Genomic DNA, 21,867 nt, shown 5'->3' with positions numbered 1-21,867 from the left:
ATCACGCGTCCTCGGGCTGAATAATGAGGGGATCTGATTAGGGGATCACCAAATGTCATCCCCCGAAAAGATCAGAACGTCCCGGGGTAACTGCCGCCGTCCAGCAGCAGGTTTTGCCCGGTGAGGAAACCGGCATTGGCGCTGCAGATGAACGCGCAGTAGGCGCCGAACTCATCGGGTTGCCCGAAGCGCTGGGCCGGCACGTGCTTGCGCCGCTGTTCGCTGATGCTTTCGACGCTGGCGCCATTGGCTTCGGCGGCGGCGCTCAGGGTCTTGTGCAAACGCTCGGTCTCGAACGGTCCCGGCAGCAGATTGTTGATCGTCACGTTATGCCCGGCCAGCCGCGACTGGCGTGCAAGCCCGGCGATAAAACCGGTCAGGCCACTGCGTGCGCCGTTGGACAGTCCCAACACATCGATTGGCGCCTTCACCGCGCCGGAGGTGATGTTGACGATACGCCCGAAACCGCGCGTGGCCATGCCATCGACGCAGGCCTTGATCAGCTCGATGGGCGTGAGCATGTTGGCATCCAGCGCCTTCAGCCAGTCGTCGCGCTGCCAGTCACGGAAGTCTCCCGGAGGCGGTCCGCCGGCGTTGTTGATCAGGATGTCCACCTGCGGACACGCCGCCAACACCTGGTCGCGCACTGCGGGCGTGCTGATGTCCCCGGCTACCGTGCGCACGTCGATGCCCGGCGCCAGGCTGCGCAATTCTGTAGCGGCAGCTTGCAAGGTTTCGTCACCCCGGGCGTTGATCACCAGGTTGACGCCCTCCTTCGCCAAGGCCCGCGCACAGGCCAGACCCAGGCCCTTGCTGGCGGCGCAGACGATGGCCCAGCGACCTGAAATACCCAAATCCATGACGATGCTCCTGACGGTTGGAAAACCTCACGTTACCACCAGGACCCGCCTCGCCGGGGGATGACAAAGGGTGATCGGCGGATCAGACCTTTTCATTATCAGCCGCCTCCCACGCTTATTACTGTCTGCGGACCAATAAGAACCGGAGAACCCCATGAACCCGTTCCAGTTTTATTTCCCCACCACTTTGAAAAGCGGCAACGGTCTGGTGCGTCAGGCCGGTGCATTGCTCAAGCCCCATGTTCGGAAAAAACTGCTGGTGGTCACTGACACAGGGCTGATGGCGTCGGGCGTGATGGAAGGTTTTTTCGCCTCGCTGGCCGAGAGTGACATCGGCTATGAAGTGTTTTCCGGCGTCGAACCGAACCCCACCACCGACGTGCTGGAACGAGCCGTGGCCTTCCTGAAAAACCACGACTGTGACTCGGTGATCGGTGTCGGTGGCGGCAGCAGCATCGACACCGCCAAGGGCGTGGCGGCCATGGCCACCAACCCCGGCAACATCCTCGACTACGAGGGCTACGACAAACTGCTGCACCCACCCCTGCCGATCTTCGCGATCCCGACCACCTCCGGCACTGGCAGCGAATGCACCGCCTCCACCGTGTTCACCAACACCAAGACCCTGTTCAAAACCGTGATCATCAGCCCGGCGCTGTTTCCGAAACTGGCGATTCTCGACGCCGAGCTGACGCTCAAACTTCCCACCGTCGATCACCGCTGCGACGGGCATGGACGCCTTGACCCACGCCATCGAATCCTACGTGTCGAAGCAGGCCAACCCGGTCAGCCAGGCCCTGGCGCTGCAAGCTATCAAGATGATCTGCACGCACCTGCCCAAGGCATTTTTCAGCGGCTCCGACCTGCACGCCCGGGAACAGATGCTGCTTGGGTCGTTCCTGGCGGGCGTGGCCTTCGCCCAATCGAAACTGGGCAACGTGCATGCGATCTCCCATACCTTCGGCGGCGTCTTCAACATTCCCCACGGCATCGCCAACGCCACGCTGCTGCCTTACGTCATCGAATACAACCTGGCGGCCTGCCCGGAGCTGTTTCGCGAGATTGCCATCGCCATGGGCGAAGACATCGACGGCCTGAGCCTGGCCCGCGCCGGGCACAGAGTGGTGGACCACGTGGTGGCGCTGAACAAGGCCATCGGCATTCCCGACAACATCAAGGACCTGGGCGTGGACCTGGATTACATGCCGCAAATGGTCAGTGACTCGATGCGCAGCGGCAACGTGTTGGTCAACCCACGCCTGACCACCGCCGCCGACATTGAGCGAATCATCAGCAACGCCTGGCACGGCATTCATTCCTGAAGAGAACACGCCCATGTTTTACGAAATGCGCACCTACACGATTCAAATCGGAAAAATGCAGACCTACCTCAAGCACTTCGAGGAAGCCGGGCTACCCGTGATCTCCCGCTACACCACGCTGGTGGGCTGGTGGTACACCGAAATCGGCGAGCTGAATCAGGTGATCCACATCTGGGCCTACGAGAGCCTTGATGACCGGATCAAGAAACGGGCCGCGCTGTATCAGGACCCTGACTGGCTAGAGGGTTTCGTGCCGAAAGCGTTCCCGATGCTGGAAAAGATGGAATCGAAACTGCTGATCGCCGCCGATTTCTCCCCGATCAAATAAACCCCTGTGGGAGCGAACCTGCTCGCGATAGCGGTATGTCAGACGCATCAAGGTTAACTGGCACTCCCCATCGCGAGCAGGCTCACTCCCACACGGGGATTTGTACTGGCCTGCCGAATCGGCTCAAACCAAGGACAACCTCATGTGCGACCACAATCCCAACAATACCGCCGCCGACCGATCTCCCGACATCAAGGCCTTGCTCGAAGGCCTGCCCACTAACTGGGGCAAATGGGGGCCGGACGATGAAGTCGGGGCCCTGAATTACCTGCAAAGCGCCGAGATCCTCCGGGGCATCGCCTCGGTGCGCCAAGGCAAGACCTTCACCCTGCAAGTGCAGATCGGCCATCCCAAGGGCGAGCCGTTGTGGCCCGGCCGACGCCCGTCGATGCGTGTCAACGTGCTGGACAAGGGCCACTTCCTGGCGGGCAAGACCCACTTTGACGGTCACGTGGAATACGCCGACGATGTGATCTTCATGCACCTGCAAGGCTCGACCCAATACGATGCGCTCGGCCACGTCTGGCACGACAACAAACTGTGGAACGGCTACGACGCCATGAGCACCATCGGCAGCATGGACAAGGCCAGTATTCTGCCGATTGCCGAACGCGGAATTGTCGGCCGCGCGGTGCTGATCGACATGGCGCGCCATCGCGGCAAAGCGGTGCTGGACAAGGTCGAAACCTTCAATCACCTGGACCTGCTGGCCGCAGCAAAAGCCCAGGGCATCGAGATCGAGAAGCGCGACATCCTGATCATCCGCACGGGTTGGATCGGCTCGTTCTATGAGCGCGAACCGGAAGAGTTCTACAAGGACTTCGCCGAGCCGGGCCTGACCTTCAGCCGCGAACTGGTGGAGTGGTTTCACCAGATGGAAATTCCCAACCTGGTGACCGACACCATGGCCAACGAAGTGGCGGTCGACCCCACCTCGGGCGTGCTGATCCCGCTGCACAATGCCTTGATGCGCAACCTCGGCGTGACCTTCACCGAAGTGGCGCTGCTCGACGACTTGGCCAGTGATTGCGCCGAAGACGGCCAGTGGCAGTTCCTCTACACCGCCGCGCCGTTGAAGATTGTCGGCGGGACCGGTGCGCCAGTGAATCCGATTGTGATCAAGTAGTCAGGTCCTGCTTCAGCTCGTTGATCAGCAGGGTCGCTGCCGGAGACAGGTTGGCGCCGGCCCGGCTGATCACACCATAAGGCTCGATCAGCGCGCGCATGGACACCGGCAATTTCACCAGCAAATCGTGTTGCTCGCAGAATTGCGCGACTTCCACCGGGATCACCGCCAGCAAGGTCGGGTCCTGCTGCACCAACAGAATGGTGGCGAAGGTCGATGAGGTTTCCAGCGGATAACGCGGAATCTCCAGCCCCGCCTCATTTAACTCACGCTCCAGGGCCTGGCGCATCGGCATGTCCTTGGGGTAGACCACCCAGCGGTAATCGCTCAGTTGCGACAACTGCAACGACTCGGCACGGGCCAACGGATGGTCTTTGCTGGCGACCACCGCCAAGGGCTCTTCGCTGAGTTCGATGCAGTCATAAGCGTCCGAGCGCTGGCCAACGCTGGTGCGACAGATCGCCAGGTCCAGCCGCCCTTGATCCAGCAAACCGAGCAAGGTGGCGCTGGTGTTTTCCACCAGTTCCACGGACAACTCCGGCTGCTTGAGCCTTAATTCGCTCAGGGCCCGGGTCAGCAACGGCACCGCGCCCATGATCACGCCTACCGACAACCGCCCGCCCTGGCCCTGCATGATGCTGAGCATTTCCTCGCGCAAATGTTCGACGTCGCTGTAGATCAGCCGTGCATACCGAATCATGCAACGGCCCATTTCATTAGCAACCAGGCCCTTGGGCTGACGTTCGAACAGCGGCATCCCAAGCAACGACTCGACTTCGTGCAAGGCCTTGGTGGCGCCGGACTGGGAAATCGAAATGTGCTCGGCGGCCTTGTGCAACGAGCCACGATCGTCCAGCGCGATCAGCAACCGCAGTTGTTTGAGTCGAAGCCGCGAAGCGATGCTGCCAAGTGAAGGAACCATGTCGGTGTGTGCTCGATTCAATGGACAAATCCGTCAGGCCCACGCCGCCATTTGCCGGCGTGGGCAAAGTGGTTAGCTTAGGGGCGCCCTGCTCCACTGGCCATCGACCAGTCGATTGAGGCTCAGCGGGTTAGCGTTTTGCAGCGCCTGGGGCAGGTACTCATCAGGATAGTTCTGGTAGCAGACCGGCCGCAGGAAGCGATCAATGGCCAAGGTGCCGACTGAGGTGCCGCGGGCATCCGAAGTGGCTGGATAAGGTCCGCCATGCACCATCGCATCGCTGACCTCGACGCCGGTCGGGTAGCCGTTGAGCAGCAAGCGTCCGACCTTGTCTTCGAGTAGCGGCAACAGCTCGCCGAAGCGATCCAGGTCCGCCGGATCGGCAATCAGCGTGGCGGTCAGTTGACCGTGCAAACTGCCGAGCACGGCACGCAGTTGGTGCCGGTCTGCGACCTCCACCACCACCGTGGCCGGGCCGAAGATCTCTTCCTGCAACAACGGATCGCCGTCGAGCAACAACTGTACGTCGGCCTTGAACAGCTGCGGTTGCGCCTTGGATTTGCCCTGCGGCTGACCGGCGAGGTGATCGACCCGTTCGTGGGCCACGATGTGTTGAAGACCTGCGCGATAGCTGTTCAGGGCGCCAGCGTTGAGCATGGTCTGGGCCGGTTGGCTGCCCATGTTTTGCGCGAATACGTCCAGGAACTCGCTGAACTGCGGCGAGTGCAGGCCGATGATCAGTCCGGGGCTGGTGCAGAACTGGCCGCAGCCGAGGTTGATCGACGCCGTCAGTTCCTCGGCGACTTGGCTGCCACGGGTGTTCAGCGCCTCAGGCAGCAGGATCACCGGGTTGATACTCGACATCTCGGCGAACACCGGGATCGGTTGCGGGCGCGCGGCGGCCAGGTCGGACAAGGCTCGACCGCCCTTCAATGAACCGGTGAAACCGACGGCCTTGATGCCATCGGCCTTGACCAACCCCTGGCCGACACCCGCGCCGTAAATCATGTTGAACACGCCCGAAGGCATGCCGGTGCGCTGTGCCGCGCGCACGATGGCGCTGGCCACGCGGTCCGCGGTCGCCATGTGCCCGCTGTGGGCCTTGAACACCACCGGGCAACCGGCGGCCAGCGCAGAAGCGGTATCGCCACCGGCAGTGGAAAACGCCAGTGGGAAATTGCTCGCTCCAAACACGGCGACCGGGCCGACGCCGATGCGGTACTGACGGATGTCCTGGCGCGGCAACGGTGTGCGTTCGGGCTGAGCCTGATCGATCCGCGCACCGAGAAAATCACCCCGGAGCAACACCTGCGCAAACAAGCGTAACTGGCCCGTGGTGCGATTGCGCTCACCGCGAATCCGCCCTTCGGGCAAGGCGGTTTCCTGGCACACCAAGGCGATAAAATCGTCACCCAGCGCATCGATTTCATCAGCTATTGCGCCAAGAAACTCCGCACGTCGTAACGGCAACAGCTGACGAAACGGTGCAAAAGCTCGCGTGGCGGCCGTCACTGCCATCTCGACTTCCTGATCATTGGCCTGATGAAAAACATAGGGCAGTGCTTGCCCGGTGCTGGCGTCGAAACTCTGCAACGTTTCGCCGCCCAGAGCGCTGCGCTGCCCGTCGATAAACTGCTGGCCCAAAATAGCGGACATCAATAACTCCCTCGCCGGCGTTCGGCAGGCGATCATTCGAATTGAAGGGGTACGCCGAAGGCGCACGCTTCACTCTATTGGCCGGGTTGATGGGCAACAAATGACAACAACGGGCCAGGGGATGAGTATTCGTCATCCCCCGCCCGTCATCGGTGGCACCAGGTGTCAGTGAATCGCGACCGGGTTGATGTTGACCTGGGTCGAGCCCTTGTACAGCGGCTGTCCGAGGACGAACATGAACTCCCAGGCCTTGTCCTTCACCAGCGCGCGGCTGTCGATCAATTCAAGGTTGTAGATGCCGTTCTTGGCCAGCATGAACTGGTTGACCGGGAACTCCTGGCCGTCTTTCGCCGGGTAGATCTCCGAGGCCCAGGTGTCGCCGCCGAACGCGACGATCTGCTTGTCCGCCAACCATTTGGCCGCCGCCATGCCGATGCCCGGCTCCACGGCGAGGAATTTCTCGTTGTCCTTGCCCAGCAGTTCCAGCCAACCGGTGTTGAACAGCACCACGTCGCCCTTCTGGATGCTGATGCCTTGCAGGTCCAGTGCCTTCTGGATGTCGGCAACGCTGAACTCGGTTTTCTCCGGCACGATGGCGCTGCCGTACACGGCGGTCATGTCCAGCACCACGCCACGGGTGACGATGGGCGGGACTTTTTCGATGCCGAGTTTTTTCACGCCTTCGACGGTGACGAAGTCCGCCGCACGGTTGCCGTTGTAGTAGACATTGTCGATGCCGATATGGCCGATGCCGTTGAGTTGGGTGCCGACACCGGTCCAGCCGACCACCAGTTCATCGTTGAAGGTGAACTTGTTAGGCCCCATGGTGGTGCCACCCGCCTCGCCCGGCTGGATGTTGGTCAGGTGAAAACTGCGGTGACGGAAGGCTGGCAGAGTCTTGTCGATGGGCACGGCCAGCGGATAGGTTTTGCCGCTCTTGATCAATTTGGAGGCGTTGATCACCGACTCCGCGTTTAGCAGATTCAGCGCGCCGATTTCATCGTTGGCGCCGTATTTCGAGGGGTACCATTTTTCGGCATCCGCCGCGTGAGCTGCATGGAGGGTGAACAACAGGGCAAACGGCAGTACCAATCGGGTCAGCATGAGCGGGTCCTTGTGAGGTTGCAGTGGACCCAAGGTACGCAGCCCGTCTGTGGGGAAACAGACAGGGATGGGCAATACAATTGTTCTGGATTATCACGAGTGACATCAGTGGGGGTGAGCCTGCTCGCGACAGCGGTGGGTCAGCCAGCATCGACGTCGGCTGACAGACCGCTGTCGCGAGCAGGTTCACTCCTACAGGGAATGTTGTAAGCCGGAGGGCCATTAGGGGGCTGGCAGCCATTTCGTATGCAACTAACTGTCAATTAGCTGAACCAGTTCTAACTTCAATATCAAGTTTCGATGTTTTCCCCATTCATCTTGGTATTTGGCGGGTATTGGCGGTTGACTTCACCCACCTCCCTGAGTAAATTGCCCGGGCCTTCGACGAAGGCCTTTTTTCAACTCACAAAAGAATCCAATGGACACAGTATCTAGTCGCTGTCGGGTCACTGCGAATTCGCGGAATCTGGCACACAACCCAGTAAATGACGGGACTCGACTTTTCGGTCGGGTGAGCTGCGCTAGAGCTTGATGCTCCACCGTAACTTGCCTCACCGGCGTCCGTCCGGTCCAGAGGCATGTTATGAACTTCAAAACCACCGTAATGCCGGGCGTGCGCGCCTTTGCATCGACCATGCGGGTCAAGCTGTGCCGTGAGCGTCTGTTGACGACTCGGGTCAGCGCCCCGTTTTCCACCCCTTCTGCCCCTGCCAAGGCACACCCTCGTGCCAACTGGCGCGTCTGCCCGATGACGGGTCGGCTTCAGCAACGCTGGAGCTTCGACGACAGCCAGGAACCACCGAGTCGGCGCATCGCGCGGATGCTCGGTCTTACCTTCGAGACCCGCGCATTCAGTTGACCTGAAGGCACTTTAACGTTCTTCCCCCAGCGTTTTCCTTGATAGGGAATTCGGCAACTTCTTATTGCCTGTTAAAACACAAAGTTATCGGAGTTAGTTATGGACGAAGCCAGTAGACGGTTCGCTGCGCATCAACTTTTCATTGATACGCAGCGAACGTTAAAACACAAGAAAACAACACTTCCGAAATTGATCGCCTGTTTGCGACTCGACCTACATTCGCTCGCCTATGAATAGTTGAGCGAGCCGTGTGTCGTGCCGCAAGACGGCGGCAGGAGCACACACAATGACGACTGTAAAAACGCCGAATACTCGCGCCAAAGGCGCCAGCAGCGATAACGCCAAACTGTCGATGCGCGCCGCCCGGGAAGCGCAAAACGGCCTGGCCGTGACCCTCGCCAATCTCAACGCCACCCCTGACGGTTTGACTGAACTCGAGGCCGAAGGCCGGCTGGCCCGCGCAGGCTATAACGAGGTCGCCCACGACAAGCCGCCTCACGCCATCGTCCAACTGCTCAAGGCCCTGAACAATCCCTTCATCTATGTCCTGCTGACCCTGGCAGGCATCAGTTTCTTCACCGATTACTGGCTACCGATCAGCCAGGGCGAAGGCGACGAAGCGGACCTGACCAAAGTCATCATTATCATGACCATGGTTACCCTGAGCAGCCTGCTGCGGTTCTGGCAGGAATACCGCTCGGCCAAATCCGCCGAAGCCCTCAAAGCCATGGTGCGCAACACCGCAACCGTGCTGCGACGCGGACAAAACGGCAACACCCCGGTGCTGCGCGAAATGCCGATGCGCGAACTGGTGGCCGGCGACATCGTTCAGCTCAGCGCCGGGGACATGATCCCGGCGGACATCCGCCTGATCGAATCCCGCGACCTGTTCATCAGCCAGGCGGTGCTGACCGGTGAAGCCTTGCCTGTCGAGAAGTACGACACCCTGGGCGACGTCGCACAGAAGTCGGCGACCCGCAGCGCTGCCGATCAATCCAACCTGCTGGACCTGCCGAACATCTGCTTCATGGGCACCAACGTGGTCAGCGGCACGGCCAAAGCGGTGGTGGTCGCAACCGGCCCGCGTACCTACTTCGGCTCGCTGGCCAAAGCGATTGTCGGTTCGCGGGTGCAAACAGCCTTCGACCGCGGGGTGAACAGCGTCAGTTGGTTGTTGATCCGCTTCATGCTGGTCATGGTGCCGATCGTGTTCCTGCTCAACGGCTTCTCCAAGGGCGACTGGAGTGACGCGTTCCTGTTTGCGCTGGCAGTCGCGGTCGGCCTGACCCCGGAAATGCTGCCGATGATTGTCAGCGCCAACCTGGCCAAAGGCGCGATGGCCATGGCCAAGCGCAAAGTGGTGGTCAAGCGCCTCAATGCGATCCAGAACTTCGGCTCGATGGACGTGCTGTGCACCGACAAGACCGGCACCCTGACCCAGGACAAGATCATCCTTGAGCACCACGTCGACAGCAACGGCCGGCGCGACGACACGCTCCTCGAACTGGCGTGGCTCAACAGCCATCACCAGAGCGGTCTGAAAAACCTGATGGACCAGGCGGTGGTGCAGTTCGCCAACGCCAATCCAAAATTCAGGGTGCCGTTTGCCTACAGCAAGGTCGATGAGTTGCCGTTCGACTTCATCCGTCGGCGCCTGTCGATCATCGTCAAGGACAGCCGCGACGATCACCTGATGGTGTGCAAAGGCGCGGTCGAGGAAATGCTGAGCATCACCAGCCACATTCACGAAAACGGCACGGTCGTGGCACTCGATGCACAGCGCCGCAAAGACCTGCTGGCCCTGGCCAACGAGTACAACGAGGACGGTTTCCGGGTGCTGCTGGTCGCCACCCGCGAGATCCCGAAAGCGCAAAGCAAAAACCAGTACAACACCGCGGATGAGCGCGAGCTGGTGGTTCGCGGCTTCCTGACCTTTCTCGATCCACCGAAGGAAACCGCGGGCCCGGCGATTGCCGCGCTGCGCGACATGGGCGTGACCGTCAAGGTGCTGACCGGCGACAACGCGGTGGTGACTTGCAAGATCTGCCGCGAAGTCGGGCTGGAACCCGGTACGCCGCTGCTCGGGCCAGACATCGAGAGCATGGACGACACCACCCTCAAGCTGCTGGTCGAAGAACGCACGGTGTTCGCCAAGTTGACGCCGCTGCAAAAGTCCCGGGTGCTCAAGGCGTTGCAGGCCAATGGTCACACCGTGGGTTTCCTCGGCGACGGCATCAACGACGCCCCTGCCCTGCGCGATGCCGATGTCGGTATTTCGGTCGACAGCGGCACCGACATCGCCAAGGAATCGGCCGACATCATTCTGCTGGAGAAGAGCCTGATGGTGCTGGAGGAAGGCGTGCTCAAGGGCCGCGAGACCTTCGGCAATATCATGAAGTACCTGAACATGACCGCCAGCTCCAACTTCGGCAACGTGTTCTCGGTGCTGGTGGCCAGTGCGTTCATTCCGTTCCTGCCGATGCTGTCGATCCATCTGCTGCTGCAAAACCTCATGTACGACATCTCTCAGTTGTCGCTGCCGTGGGACAAGATGGACAAGGAGTTCCTGCGCAAACCACGCAAGTGGGACGCGAAAAACATTGGCCGTTTCATGCTGTGGATCGGGCCGACCTCATCGGTCTTCGACATCACCACTTTCGCCCTGATGTGGTACGTGTTCGCCGCCAACAGCGTGGAAATGCAGGGCCTGTTCCAGTCCGGCTGGTTCATCGAGGGGCTGCTGTCGCAGACGCTGGTGGTGCATATGTTGCGCACGCAGAAGATTCCGTTCTTCCAGAGCACGGCGGCGTTGCCGGTGATCCTGATGACCGGGTTGGTGATGGCGCTGGGTATCTACATTCCGTTCTCGCCACTGGGTACTTTGGTCGGCCTGCAACCGCTGCCGTGGGCGTACTTCCCTTGGCTGGTGGGCACCCTGCTCAGCTACTGCGTGTTCGCGCAGATCATGAAGACGATCTACATCCGCCGCTTCAAGCAGTGGTTCTGATGGCCTGAGCCCCCGGAGTACGGGGGCAAACCCAAATCACCTGAACACCACACTCCCCTGTAGGAGCGAGCCTGCTTGCGAGGCAGTGGATCACTCAACATTGATGTTGGCTGACAGTCCGCTATCGCGAGCAGGCTCACTCCTACAGGGGAATGCGCTTAACCCTATCGAAAAGGGAGAGTCCTGATGTCGGGAACGACTCTACTGATCAACCTCGCAGGCTCCATCGCACTCTTGCTGTGGGGCACTCACATGATTTCTTCGGCGTTGTTGCGCGGCTTCGGCACGCCGCTGCGCCAGTGGCTGGGCCACAACTTGAACAACCGCTGGATGGCGCTGCTGTCGGGTATCGGCATCACCGGCATCCTGCAAAGCAGCACCGCCGTCAGCCTGATGGCGACGTCGTTTACGGCCGCCGGGACCCTGGGCCTGGCGCCGGCGCTGGCGGTAATGCTCGGCGCCAATATCGGTTCGACCCTGGTGGTACAACTGCTCAGCGTCGACGTTTCAATCCTCACACCCATCGTGTTGCTCGCGGGTTTGATGGTATTCCGGCTGCGCGATGACTCACGCTACGAAAGCGTCGGCTGTGCGCTGATCGGCCTGGGGCTGATGTTGTTGGCCCTGCGCATGCTCGGCTCAACCCTGGCGGACGTCGAAGGCACGCCGGTCTTCCAGCTGATCATGCAGAGCCTGGACGGCGATCTGCTGATTGCGTTGCTGGTGGCGCTGATCCTCACCTGGCTGTGCCATTCCAGCGTGGCGGTGGTGTTGCTGATCGTCTCGCTGGCCGCCACCGGCCTGCTGTCGGGAACCACCCTCGTCGCGCTGGTGCTCGGGGTGAACATCGGCGGTGCGCTGCCTTCGGTGATCAATGCCGGTTCGAGCGTCGGCCGGCGCTTGCCGCTGGGCAATCTGCTGGTGCGTGCGGTCGGTGCCCTGGCGGTGTTGCCGTTTGCCGGGCTGCTGGCCGAGCTGAAGCTGGAGCCGTCGGTGCTGGTGGTGTCGCTGCACAGCGGTTTCAATCTGCTGCTGGCGCTGGTGTTCATCGGCCTGACCGATGTGCTCGCCAAAGGGCTGACCCATCTGCTGCCGGCCCCCGAGCGGGATGTCGACCCGGGCATGCCGCACTACCTCGACGAAGCGGGTCTGGAAGTGGCCAACATCGGCCTGTCCAACGCCGCCCGGGAAGCGTTGCGCATGGCCGACATGCTCTCGGCAATGCTCGGCCGCCTGGTGCAGCTGTTCCACACCTCGGTGCCCGCCTGTGCCGATGAAGTGCGACGCGTCGATCAGTCTCTGGACCTGCTGGGCGCGGCCATTCGGGCTTACCTGGCGGACATCGGCAAGGAAGGCATCAGTGACAGCGATGCCGATCGTTCCCAGGAAATCCTGCTGTTCGTGATCAACCTCGAACATGCCGCGGACATTCTTTCCAGCAGCCTGACGCAGTTGGCCATGCGCCGCTTGCGCCGTGGCGAACAGTTCTCGGCGTTCGAGCTGGGCAACATCGCGCCGCTGCACGACGCACTGCTGGAAAGCCTGAGCCTGGCGATCACCGTGTTTCTGCGTGAAGACATTCCCACCGCGCACCACTTGATCCATCGCAAGGAGACGGTCAGAAGGCTCGAAGCGCACGCCAGCCGCGAGCACTTTCGCAAGTTGCAGGAAGACAAGAACACCTGGGCGGAGTCCGGCGACATCTTCCAGCGGGTCCTGCGCGATTACCGCCGCGTGCATCACCACATCGCCGCCCTGGGCTATCCGCTGCTGGAGCGTGCCGGCGAGCAACCGGTCGAGAGCACCGACCTGACCAAGGAGAATTCCTCATGCGCCTCTTGATCTGTGCGGGCCGCTATTACGCCGACAGCCGTCTGTGCCGACGGGTCCTCGACGCCTTCCAGCGCCTGCACCCCGTGCGTGTGCTGATCCATGGTGGCAATCAATACCTGGGCGGTGACATCGAAGAATGGGCCCGGGAACACGGTGCCGACATCGTGCGCTACCCGCCCAACTGGCAGCGCCACGGTAAGTTGGCTGAACGGCTGCGCAACCACTTCATGTTGCTCGACAGCCGACCTGACGTGGTGATCGCCCTGCCCGGCGGCGAAGACACCGAAGAGCTGGTCGCCCAGGCCCGGAAGGCCGGCTTGCAAACCCTATCGGTAGAGGATCGGGGGCTGACCGCCGCCGCCATCAAATAACTTCGAGATAAACTTCATGCAAAACCCCACTCGTCTATTCGCGTCCTTCGTGCGCAGCCTGCCAGCCGCTCAAGGCCGGCGCCTGCGCCGCAATCTGTTGTTCGTCAGCCTCACTCTGAGCCTGATTGCGGTGCTCAGCATCATCTCCAAAGCCAACGCTGCCGGCGGTGCATATACGGTGGATGACGCCGGAATCAATGCGCCCGGCGAATGCAACATCGACGCCTGGTATCAAAACGGTCGGCACGGCTCATCCAGCAGCGTGGTGTCACAGGACTGCACGCTCAAAGGCCTGCCCAACGTGCAACTCGGTGCCGCCGTGCAGCACGACCGCGACGACGGGGACTCGGAAACCCGGTTGAGCCCGCAATTCAAGGCGCAAATTTTCTCCCGGGAAGACCTTGGCCTTGAGTTGGCGCTGGCGGGGTCGACTCACTTTGCCTTCAATCGGGCCCACGCCTTCGATGGCGTCGACCTGAACCTGCCCTTCACCTACCAACCTTTCGAAACCCTGCGCCTGAACCTCAATGCCGGCTGGACCCATGCCTATGACGATGGCGAGCAAAACCATCGCTGGACCTGGGGCACCGGCGTCGAATACGACCTGGCCCGTTCCCTGACGCTGATTGCTGAACGCTACGGCCAGCAAGGCGGCGAACAGGCATGGCAGGCCGGGCCAAGGTTGCATGTCGGTGAGCGCATCGACGTCGATCTGGTGGTGGGCCGCAACCTGACGGGGGAACGGGATCAGTGGCTGACCACCGGGGCAACGCTGCGGTTTTGAACGATTAGGTGCGGATAACGCATCCACAGGGAACTCCTGACGTTCGCCAGGCATCCTAAATGATGAAGTACTCCTTTTTTTGCTTCACGCTTCAGAGGACATTGCTATGCGCCGTCTGATTATCATCTCCTCATTCATGTTGTGTTTGCCCTTCGGTTCGGCCTTCGCCAAAGTGGACGCCGGCGATGTCGCCACCTCTGCGGGGGTTTCCGCATCACTGTACTCGACGTTCAAGGACCACAAACTGGCGATTCCTGCCCGTGATGACGCCTCCAGCTTCGTTGCCAGTGGCGGTACGATTCGCGGTGTGTACCTGGAGTCGGTGTTGAATCAGATTCGCCAGGAAAATCCCGGACTCAAAGCCAGCGACGAAGAGCTGGCCAGAGCCATCCTCATCCACGAAGGCGTTGCTGCTGGCCAATGAAGGTTGAAAAGGTAACGGTGGGGCTCGCGACAGCCGGATAGTCTCCAGCCCTGCCCCTTTGCTTCACCCCGCGGACAAGCGCGCCCACCCGGCCACCAGCTGCGCGCTGATGCTGACGCCGCCACACACCACAATCACCACGTCATGGGCTTCGGCGATCGCCGGATGGTCAAGATAGGCCACCGCCAATGAAACGCCGCACGCCGGTTCGACCAACTGGCGCAGGTCGTTGGCGTAACGCACCACGCCCATGATTGCCTCGTCATCACTGAGCACCACGCATTCGTGAGGAAAGTCGAGGATGTGCTGCACCGGCCACGCGGCCACTTTCGCAGCGCCCAGCGATGTCGCGACGGTGTCGATACGCGGCAGCCTGACAGGATGTCCGGCCTCGATGGCGGCGGCAAAGGAGGCCGCGCCTCGGGTTTCGCAGGTGATGATCCGGCAGTCCATGCGATGGTGCCGGATCAAACCTGTCAGCAACCCCGCCAGTAATCCACCGCCCCCTACCGACGTCACCAGCGCATCGACTTGAGGGCAATCCTCGAGGACTTCATCAATCAGGGTGCTGTGCCCTTCCCACAGCACGGGATGATCGAAGGCGGGCACGTACTCGGTATCCGCATCCTGTGAAAGCGCTTTGGCCCGTTGGTTGGCCTCGTCCCAGACCTTGCCGTGAACGATGACCTCGGCGCCGGTTTTCCTGATCCTGGCACGGGTGGTTTCCGGGGTGGTGTGCGGCACAATAATGCAGGCTTTCAGCCCGAGGGCAGCGGCGGCCATGGCGGTGGCAAAACCGGCGTTGCCGCCGGAAGGACAGACGACTTTGCTTTTGCCTTGGTCCTTTGCCTGACTGCACAGAAGGCCCATGCCGCGTAATTTGAACGAGCCGCTGGGTTGCAGGTTTTCCAGCTTGAGCCAGATGCGCCGGGTCGGCGTTGACAAGCCAGGGTGCAGAATCAAAGGCGTTCTGATGTGAAGCATTGTGTGCTCCCTCGGCAGCACCGGCCTGTCGAGGTTTCGGCGAGCCGGTGATGAACGATCCTTCTCCAAGCTTAGTTCACCCTGCCCCAGGGCTATCGGTTTACCGGTAGCGCGGTGCCGCCGATGAGTGGCCGAACGAGCCTGACAGCACTTGGCGCCGGGCTTCGTAAGCGTCCCATTTATCAGCCTCGTGCAGGCCCGGGATGGTCACCACTTCACCCTTCGCCAGGCCGACCAGCGCCGCATCGACCATGTCCTCGGCGGACATCACGATCTCTTGTGGCAGGTTTTCCACCGGGTTGCCGGCCTCGCTCCAGAAATCCGTGGCAGTTGCGCCGGGCAACACCGCCTGAACGCGTATGCCTTTGTCGGCCAGTTCGTGGTGCATCGATTGGCTCAAGCCCAGCACGAAAGCCTTGGTCCCGCCGTAAACGCCGTTGAGGATTTCTGGAGCGATTGCGACGATGGAGGAAATGTTGATCACGGTGCCGGTGCCCCGTGCGACGAAGCCGGGCACCACGGCATAGGACAGACGCATCAGCGCGGTGACATTGAGGCTGATCATGGCGTCCATGTCGTCCACCGGGCTGCCGAGCAACGGCATCACGCCACCAACACCGGCATTGTTGACCAGCAAGGTGATGCTCGCGTCGTTGCGCAGAATGCTTTCAACCCGCAGCAGGCCGGCCTTGTCTTTGAGGTCGGCAGCTACCACTTCCACGGCGCGGCCGGTTTCGTTGCTCAGATGATTGGCCAAAGCGTTGAGTTTGCCCTGGCTGCGGGCGACCAGAATCAGGTCGTAACCCTGCCGGGCAAGACGGTCGGCGTAGACCGCGCCAATGCCCGAAGAAGCGCCAGTGATCAGTGCAGTGCCTTTGGATGAAAGAGCCATGTTCAATTTCCTTCACAGTGAGGCGATAAGGTCGCCGGGTGTGAACTGTTATAAATTGACTGACGCTCGTCTCAAATGACGTTTAAAGTACGTTTTTCGGACATTGGCTTTTGAGGGCACCATCATGACTTCCGTGGCGTTCGTGGTTTTCGAGGGGTTCCAGTCCATGGCGTTGGCGGCGATGCCGGTGTTCGAATACGCCAACTTCAGCGCTGGCGAAGCGCTTTACGAGGTCAGCGTGATCTCTGAGGAGGGTCGCTCCCTGCGGGCTTCCGGCGGTTTGAGTGTCGGCACCCAGGCGTTTGATGAGCGGGTGTTCGACACGGTCATCGTGGTCGGCGGCGATTCGATTCTCGAGCAGGCGCCCGAGGGTGTGTTGGCGTACCTGCGCGACAGCGTGAAAACCGCCCGGCGCACGGCGTCGATCTGCTCGGGGGCATTCGTGCTGGCCCAGGCCGGCCTACTCGACGGACGGCGGGCCACCACGCATTGGGCCTATGCTCGGGACCTGCAAGCGCGGTTTCCCTCGATCAAAGTGGAAGATGATCGTATTTACGTGGTCGACGGTTCCATCTGGACCTCCGCCGGCATGACCGCGGGCATCGACCTGGCGCTGGCGATGGTTGAAAAGGATCATGGCGCCGACCTGGCCCGTTCGGTGGCGCAGAAACTGGTGATGTATCAGCGCCGCGCGGGTGGTCAGTCGCAGCATTCGGCCTTGCTGGAACTGGAGCCCAAATCCGACCGCATTCAGACCGTCCTCGGCTACGCCCGGGAACACCTGACATCGGCGTTATCGGTGGAGCAACTGGCGGAAGTGGCACGCCTCAGCCCACGACAATTCAGCCGCACCTTCCGCGCCGAGACCGGGCAGTCCCCGGCCAAGGCCATCGAAAATCTGCGCCTGGAGGCGGCGCGGCAAATGCTCGAGCGCGGACGGCTGACCCTCGACCAGATCGCCGCCGAGGCCGGCTTCACCGACCGCCGCCGCATGCGCGAAGCCTTCCTCCGGGCGTTCGGCCAACCGCCGCAGGTCATTCGGCGTAATGCCAGGTTGCAGATGACGGCGTGAGCGTCAGCGCGGGGGAAGCGCTGCTCGCAGGTCGACCGTTTTATACAGCGGTATTAATCACAGGGCCACGCCATCGGCCTGGGCCATTGGCATTAATCGCTGCATGGCGACATTGAACGAATCCATCCAGGTGGGCATGGGGTGTAACCCATTTTCCAGCGGTTCGAAAAAATCATCCCAGTGAATCGGAATCACCAGGCGCGCGCCTGTGACTTGCACCACTTCGTGCCAATAATCCTGGGTAAACCGCAGGTCTTGCTTGCCGAGCAATCCAACGCCCAGAAACACGACATCGGCCTTGACGTGGTTGAACAAACCTTTTGTGACGTTGGCACTGGGGTGGATGAGAATCCTAAGGCCATCGTGTTGTTCGATCAAAAAAGAGTAATTGCCACCTTCCTTGTACGCACTGGCTCTGGCGGGTGGCGTCAGCGGTGCGTCGATGATCCCGGGGAATTTTGCGTCTGGAGAGTGTGGCGACCGGAAGGCCTGCACCGTGAAGTTACCGAACTTGAAACGGTGTTGTGTTTCGACAGTCTTGATTCGTTCGGGTGGAAGCCCCGCACCCCATCCGATGTTGGCGACCGATGCCGACCCGATCAGCACCGCCCCCGTGCGCGAGGCGACCACGGCAGAGTCAAGCGCATGGTCGTAATGAGTGTGCGCCACCATCACCGCAGCCAACGTTGGATAGCCGAGGGTGCGCAACGCCGTATCGATGCGCTCGCCGTCCGGGCCGATCCGCCCCAGCGCCACCCTGAGCAATCCCGGCCTGGAAAAGAAGCCGTCGGTCATGATCGATGTGTTGCCATCGCTGAGCATCAGGGTTGATACGCCCATGAATCGCGCAATCAAGCGGTCGGACGGTGGGATCGACGCAGGCAAAACGAGCGCTGAAAAGCGTTCGAGCGAAGGCGTCGAGCAAGCGACAACACCGCCGCCGATGACGGCCAGCAACATCACAATCGCCATCAACGGTTGGACGATGCGCCTCTCGAGCTGACGACAAACGCTGCCGGGGGTGCTCTCCAAGGGCTTATTCGTTGAATTCACCTGCCTCTCCTTTTGCCTGACTGAACCGATCATTGAGGCTAGCCCAGACCGGCAGATCAAGATGACCTTCTACACTGAAGACTGGTGTACTACGCAGGAAGGGGTATTGATGAAAATCTCGGCCAGGCTGGCGTTTTTCGCCATCGTCTCCACCCTCGCCTACCTCGGTCTCGCGGTGTGGGGAATGGGCGGGTTTGCGGCGTTTTTTGCCCATGGCTCGCTGGTGGTCGTGGCCATTGCAACCTTGGCGATGGCGGTTGCCTCGTTGTTCACCGAGGTCAATCTGAGCTCCGGCGAACGTGAAGATCGGGCCAATCGCTGGGTGTTGCCGGCATTCGGCGTCATCGGATTACTGAGCGGATTTCTGCCGGCCTATACCGATCGGATCGACGTCTGGACCTTCGGTGGCGAGGATGTGCGCTGGTTGGGGGCATTGCTGTTCATCGTCGGCGGCGCGCTGCGGATGTGGCCGGTGTTTGTCCTGGGCAAGCGTTTCAGCGGGTTAGTGGCGATTCAACCGGGGCACCGTCTGGTCACCGAAGGGATTTATCGCCGGTTGCGCAACCCCAGTTACCTGGGGATGTTGGTCATCGCCGTGGGCTGGGCGCTGGCGTTTCGCTCGGGGGTCGGGCTGTTGCTTGCGGCACTGACGGTAATTCCGCTGATTGCGCGGATTCATTCGGAAGAGGCGTTATTGAAGGCGCAGTTCGGGAATGAATATGAGGCTTATTGCGCCCGGAGTTGGCGGTTGATCCCCGGGATTTATTGACCCTGCACAGTCCCAATGTGGGAGCGAGCCTGCTCGCGATAGCGTCGGCACATCCAGCATCTGTTTGACTGAAAGACCGCTATCGCGAGCAGGCTCACTCCCACATTAGAGTGGGTGCAGGCGGATATGGTTATCGGGAGCCACTTGCGCCGCAACGGAGTCATAGCCGGCCAATGTCGCATGCACCGTCTGAATCGGATGGTCATGAGTCGAGGTAATGATCACAAGATCCGCCCCTGCCGCCTCCGCCGCCAGAATGCCCACGGCGGCATCTTCAAAGATCAGGCAGTCAGTCACCTCGACTTCCAGCCGTTGAGCCGCCAGTCGGTAGCCCGCAGGATCCGGTTTTCCGGCACTGACATCTTCGGCCGTGATCATGACATCAGGCTCAGGAATCCCGGCTGCCGCCATCCGCCGCAACGCCAGCGCCTTCGGTGCAGAGGTGACGATCGCCCATTGCCTGGCTGGCAAAGACCTGAGGAAGTTCGCCGCGCCGGACACCTCGACAATTCCTTCCACGTCTTCGATTTCCGCTTGGGTAATCCAGTTGGCTTCTGCCTCGGCATCCACCCCAGGCAACGCCAGACGGTTGATGGTGTCGATGGCGCGGGCGCCGTGAATGGTCGGCAGGAAGGACTCGACATCCACGCCGTGGCGCAGGGCCCAGGTGGTCCAGATCCGCTCGGCGGCGGCGATGGAGTTGAGGACAGTGCCGTCCATATCGAACAGGAACGCGCGATACGGCGTACTAAAAACGGATTCGTGTGCAGACAAGGATGAGCTTCCTTCGTGTGTCAGGCAGGTCCGTTAATGTACACGAGCGACACTTACTGTCGCGACTTGAAGGCCGCCTCGACACAATCCAGCAGTTGTCCCAACGCCCAGGGTTTCTTGATGAACGACACCTTATGCCGGACCCCGGAGGATTTGGGAGTTTCAAAACCGGACATGATCATGATCGGCTTGCCGGGCCAGCGATCGCCGAACTCATTGGCCAGATCCGCGCCGTTCCGCTTTCCGGGCATGGTGATGTCCGTCAACAACAGACCGACCTCGTTGGCGTGTTTTTTCAGGTATTCCGATGCGGCATCCGCGCTGACTTGCGGTTCAACCATGAAACCTTCTTCCTGAAGAATTTCGCAGAGAAACTCAAGAATAAGCGGGTCATCTTCAACCACCAGAATCAACCTGCCAGGAAGCTGCTCGCCCGCCGTCGGTGTTGGACACATGACTTTGCCACTCCCTGATTACCTAATGAATTCGCAGGCTCAAAACCGCTGCCTACAGGTATGAGCAGCGGACTCGGCAGAAATTCATTTTTGATACAGGCGTCTTGAATATTGTGCGTACATGCCGACCATTGCAGCCGTTCGCCCACCCACAATTGTGTTTAAAATGCTGCCTCCCATCAAACTGCTGGCCCCTGCCCGATGAACGCTGACGCTCTCTCCACCCTTCACGACCATTTGCTGACCGCCCTGGCCGATGCTCCCGCGGAAACCCGCCGGCTGTTCCATGGCCGGGGCCGGTGCTGGCCCGGGCTGGAGCAATTGACCGTCGACTGGCTGCAGGGGGTGGTGCTGGTGTCGCTGTTCAAGGAGCCTGAAGCGGCGCAGCTGGAAGATTTGAAGCAGATGCTGATGGCGATCACTGAATCGGCGCAGTGGCAACAATCAGGGGCGCACACCCTGTTGCTGCAACACCGCTACCTGCTGCAAAGCACCACCGAATGGCTGCTTGGGGAAGCGATCGAGGAATTGATCATCACCGAGGGTGGCCTGCGTTATCGGGTGGACCTGGGCCGCAAGCAGAACACCGGGTTGTTCCTCGACATGCGCTACGGCCGCGACTGGGTGCGGGCCAATGCCGCAGGCAAGCGCGTGTTGAATCTGTTCGCCTACACCTGCGGCTTTTCGGTCGCCGCCATCGAGGGAGGCGCCGAACACGTGGTCAACCTGGACATGTCGAGCCCGGCGCTGAACCGTGGTCGCGACAACCATCGGCTCAATGGCCATGACATGAGCAAGGTGAGTTTTCTCGGCCACGACTTGTTCAAGTCCTGGGGCAAGGTGATCGGCAAGGGCCCTTACGACCTGGTCATCATCGATCCACCGTCCTTTCAGAAAGGCAGTTTCCTGCTGACCAAGGATTACCAGCGCGTGCTGCGTCGGCTGCCGGAGTTACTCAGCCCCGAAGGGACGGTGCTGGCGTGCATGAACGATCCGGCGTTCGGCGCGGACTTCCTGATCGATGGCGTGATGCGTGAAGCGCCGGGTTTGCGGTTCGAGCGGCGGCTGGAGAATCCGCCGGAGTTTCCGGATGCTGATGTTGAATGCGGGTTGAAGGCGTTGGTGTTCACACTGAAGGACTGAGTGCTGCTGACTGTGGGAGCGACGGTGCGACCTGCTCGCGATGGCGGTGGGTCAGTCGATACCTGTGTTGAATAATAAATCGCTATCGCGAGCAGGCTCGCTCCCACAGGGGGCTGGTGTGAGGCTACT

General features: G+C 60.9%; 21 protein-coding genes and 1 pseudogene. 13 read left to right on the top strand and 9 right to left on the bottom strand.

Features of this window, described 5'->3' with window-relative positions:
- Nucleotides 1-71 precede the first annotated feature (71 nt).
- Nucleotides 72-860 (bottom strand): SDR family oxidoreductase, encoded by a 789-nt coding sequence (locus AB4N91_RS09370; RefSeq protein WP_154913500.1) that lies wholly within the window; start codon nucleotides 858-860, stop codon nucleotides 72-74.
- Between the two features lie 154 nt (nucleotides 861-1,014).
- Between AB4N91_RS09370 and AB4N91_RS09365 the strand changes: the two are divergent.
- From AB4N91_RS09365 to AB4N91_RS09350, 4 genes and pseudogenes are all read left to right on the top strand, one after another.
- Nucleotides 1,015-1,482: pseudogene (locus tag AB4N91_RS09365) on the top strand (iron-containing alcohol dehydrogenase); the annotation flags it as partial.
- 109 nt (nucleotides 1,483-1,591) lie between these two features.
- Nucleotides 1,592-2,182 (top strand): iron-containing alcohol dehydrogenase, encoded by a 591-nt coding sequence (locus AB4N91_RS09360; protein ID WP_460112348.1) that lies wholly within the window; start codon nucleotides 1,592-1,594, stop codon nucleotides 2,180-2,182.
- 13 nt (nucleotides 2,183-2,195) lie between these two features.
- Complete coding sequence (locus AB4N91_RS09355) at nucleotides 2,196-2,510, top strand: NIPSNAP family protein (RefSeq protein ID WP_077749436.1); 315 nt, start codon at nucleotides 2,196-2,198, stop codon at nucleotides 2,508-2,510.
- Between the two features lie 142 nt (nucleotides 2,511-2,652).
- Nucleotides 2,653-3,636 (top strand): cyclase family protein, encoded by a 984-nt coding sequence (locus tag AB4N91_RS09350; protein WP_460112346.1) that lies wholly within the window; start codon nucleotides 2,653-2,655, stop codon nucleotides 3,634-3,636.
- On the opposite strand, the gene AB4N91_RS09345 is transcribed toward AB4N91_RS09350, so the two are convergent.
- The 3 genes from AB4N91_RS09345 to AB4N91_RS09335 all read right to left on the bottom strand — a co-directional run bounded on the left by AB4N91_RS09345 (nucleotide 3,629) and on the right by AB4N91_RS09335 (nucleotide 7,318).
- Nucleotides 3,629-4,558 carry a LysR family transcriptional regulator gene (locus tag AB4N91_RS09345; protein WP_458368613.1) on the bottom strand — a complete coding sequence of 310 codons (930 nt, stop codon included), beginning with the start codon at nucleotides 4,556-4,558 and terminating at the stop codon, nucleotides 3,629-3,631. The two genes, AB4N91_RS09350 and AB4N91_RS09345, sit on opposite strands and share 8 nt — an antisense overlap.
- Nucleotides 4,559-4,630: 72 nt before the next feature.
- Nucleotides 4,631-6,214: an aldehyde dehydrogenase (NADP(+)) gene (locus AB4N91_RS09340; protein WP_460112345.1), complete on the bottom strand. Its 1,584-nt coding sequence runs from the start codon at nucleotides 6,212-6,214 to the stop codon at nucleotides 4,631-4,633.
- A gap of 165 nt (nucleotides 6,215-6,379) precedes the next feature.
- On the bottom strand, nucleotides 6,380-7,318 hold the full coding sequence (locus AB4N91_RS09335; RefSeq protein ID WP_102595064.1) for a cyclase family protein: 939 nt from the start codon (nucleotides 7,316-7,318) through the stop codon (nucleotides 6,380-6,382).
- 583 nt (nucleotides 7,319-7,901) lie between these two features.
- Here AB4N91_RS09335 and AB4N91_RS09330 point away from each other — a divergent pair.
- From AB4N91_RS09330 to AB4N91_RS09305, 6 genes are all read left to right on the top strand, one after another.
- Nucleotides 7,902-8,177 carry a hypothetical protein gene (locus tag AB4N91_RS09330; protein WP_460112344.1) on the top strand — a complete coding sequence of 92 codons (276 nt, stop codon included), beginning with the start codon at nucleotides 7,902-7,904 and terminating at the stop codon, nucleotides 8,175-8,177.
- A gap of 286 nt (nucleotides 8,178-8,463) precedes the next feature.
- Nucleotides 8,464-11,184: a magnesium-translocating P-type ATPase gene (gene mgtA, locus AB4N91_RS09325; protein ID WP_460112343.1), complete on the top strand. Its 2,721-nt coding sequence runs from the start codon at nucleotides 8,464-8,466 to the stop codon at nucleotides 11,182-11,184.
- Nucleotides 11,185-11,370: 186 nt separating this feature from the next.
- A complete protein-coding gene (locus AB4N91_RS09320) occupies nucleotides 11,371-13,026 on the top strand; it encodes a Na/Pi cotransporter family protein (RefSeq protein WP_311096000.1) in 1,656 nt (551 codons plus the stop codon).
- The gene (locus tag AB4N91_RS09315) at nucleotides 13,014-13,388 is read left to right on the top strand and encodes a DUF2493 domain-containing protein (RefSeq protein ID WP_460112342.1); all 375 of its coding nucleotides are present in this window, start codon (nucleotides 13,014-13,016) and stop codon (nucleotides 13,386-13,388) included. Before AB4N91_RS09320 ends, AB4N91_RS09315 begins: the two co-directional genes overlap by 13 nt.
- 16 nt (nucleotides 13,389-13,404) lie before the next feature.
- Nucleotides 13,405-14,172 carry a hypothetical protein gene (locus tag AB4N91_RS09310; RefSeq protein ID WP_154913512.1) on the top strand — a complete coding sequence of 256 codons (768 nt, stop codon included), beginning with the start codon at nucleotides 13,405-13,407 and terminating at the stop codon, nucleotides 14,170-14,172.
- Between the two features lie 106 nt (nucleotides 14,173-14,278).
- Nucleotides 14,279-14,596: a DUF2388 domain-containing protein gene (locus AB4N91_RS09305; protein ID WP_010455283.1), complete on the top strand. Its 318-nt coding sequence runs from the start codon at nucleotides 14,279-14,281 to the stop codon at nucleotides 14,594-14,596.
- 63 nt (nucleotides 14,597-14,659) lie between these two features.
- Here the strand turns inward: AB4N91_RS09305 and AB4N91_RS09300 are convergent, their stop codons facing one another.
- Both AB4N91_RS09300 and AB4N91_RS09295 read right to left on the bottom strand, forming a co-directional pair.
- Nucleotides 14,660-15,580 (bottom strand): pyridoxal-phosphate dependent enzyme, encoded by a 921-nt coding sequence (locus AB4N91_RS09300; RefSeq protein WP_172791198.1) that lies wholly within the window; start codon nucleotides 15,578-15,580, stop codon nucleotides 14,660-14,662.
- A gap of 100 nt (nucleotides 15,581-15,680) precedes the next feature.
- Complete coding sequence (locus AB4N91_RS09295; RefSeq protein WP_154913516.1) at nucleotides 15,681-16,472, bottom strand: SDR family NAD(P)-dependent oxidoreductase; 792 nt, start codon at nucleotides 16,470-16,472, stop codon at nucleotides 15,681-15,683.
- Between the two features lie 124 nt (nucleotides 16,473-16,596).
- Between AB4N91_RS09295 and AB4N91_RS09290 the strand changes: the two genes are divergently transcribed.
- Nucleotides 16,597-17,544, top strand: coding sequence for a GlxA family transcriptional regulator (locus AB4N91_RS09290; RefSeq protein WP_010455289.1), 948 nt, complete (start codon nucleotides 16,597-16,599; stop codon nucleotides 17,542-17,544).
- Between the two features lie 57 nt (nucleotides 17,545-17,601).
- Here AB4N91_RS09290 and AB4N91_RS09285 read toward each other — a convergent pair whose 3' ends face one another.
- Complete coding sequence (locus AB4N91_RS09285) at nucleotides 17,602-18,630, bottom strand: MBL fold metallo-hydrolase (protein ID WP_460112341.1); 1,029 nt, start codon at nucleotides 18,628-18,630, stop codon at nucleotides 17,602-17,604.
- A gap of 76 nt (nucleotides 18,631-18,706) precedes the next feature.
- On the opposite strand from AB4N91_RS09285, the gene AB4N91_RS09280 reads away from it, so the two are divergent.
- Nucleotides 18,707-19,366: a methyltransferase family protein gene (locus AB4N91_RS09280; protein ID WP_460112655.1), complete on the top strand. Its 660-nt coding sequence runs from the start codon at nucleotides 18,707-18,709 to the stop codon at nucleotides 19,364-19,366.
- Between the two features lie 105 nt (nucleotides 19,367-19,471).
- On the opposite strand, the gene AB4N91_RS09275 is transcribed toward AB4N91_RS09280, so the two are convergent.
- Nucleotides 19,472-20,140 carry an HAD-IA family hydrolase gene (locus AB4N91_RS09275; RefSeq protein ID WP_282410415.1) on the bottom strand — a complete coding sequence of 223 codons (669 nt, stop codon included), beginning with the start codon at nucleotides 20,138-20,140 and terminating at the stop codon, nucleotides 19,472-19,474.
- 53 nt (nucleotides 20,141-20,193) lie between these two features.
- The gene (locus AB4N91_RS09270) at nucleotides 20,194-20,595 is read right to left on the bottom strand and encodes a response regulator (protein WP_010455297.1); all 402 of its coding nucleotides are present in this window, start codon (nucleotides 20,593-20,595) and stop codon (nucleotides 20,194-20,196) included.
- Nucleotides 20,596-20,796: 201 nt separating this feature from the next.
- Here AB4N91_RS09270 and AB4N91_RS09265 point away from each other — a divergent pair, with 201 nt between their 5' ends.
- Nucleotides 20,797-21,738 (top strand): class I SAM-dependent methyltransferase, encoded by a 942-nt coding sequence (locus AB4N91_RS09265; RefSeq protein WP_282410413.1) that lies wholly within the window; start codon nucleotides 20,797-20,799, stop codon nucleotides 21,736-21,738.
- Nucleotides 21,739-21,867: the final 129 nt, after the last annotated feature.

It is taken from the genome of Pseudomonas sp. H3_D04 (assembly GCF_054669175.1).
The sequence above is the reverse complement of the archived record's forward strand: the minus strand, read 5'-3'. Positions and strand labels throughout refer to the sequence as shown.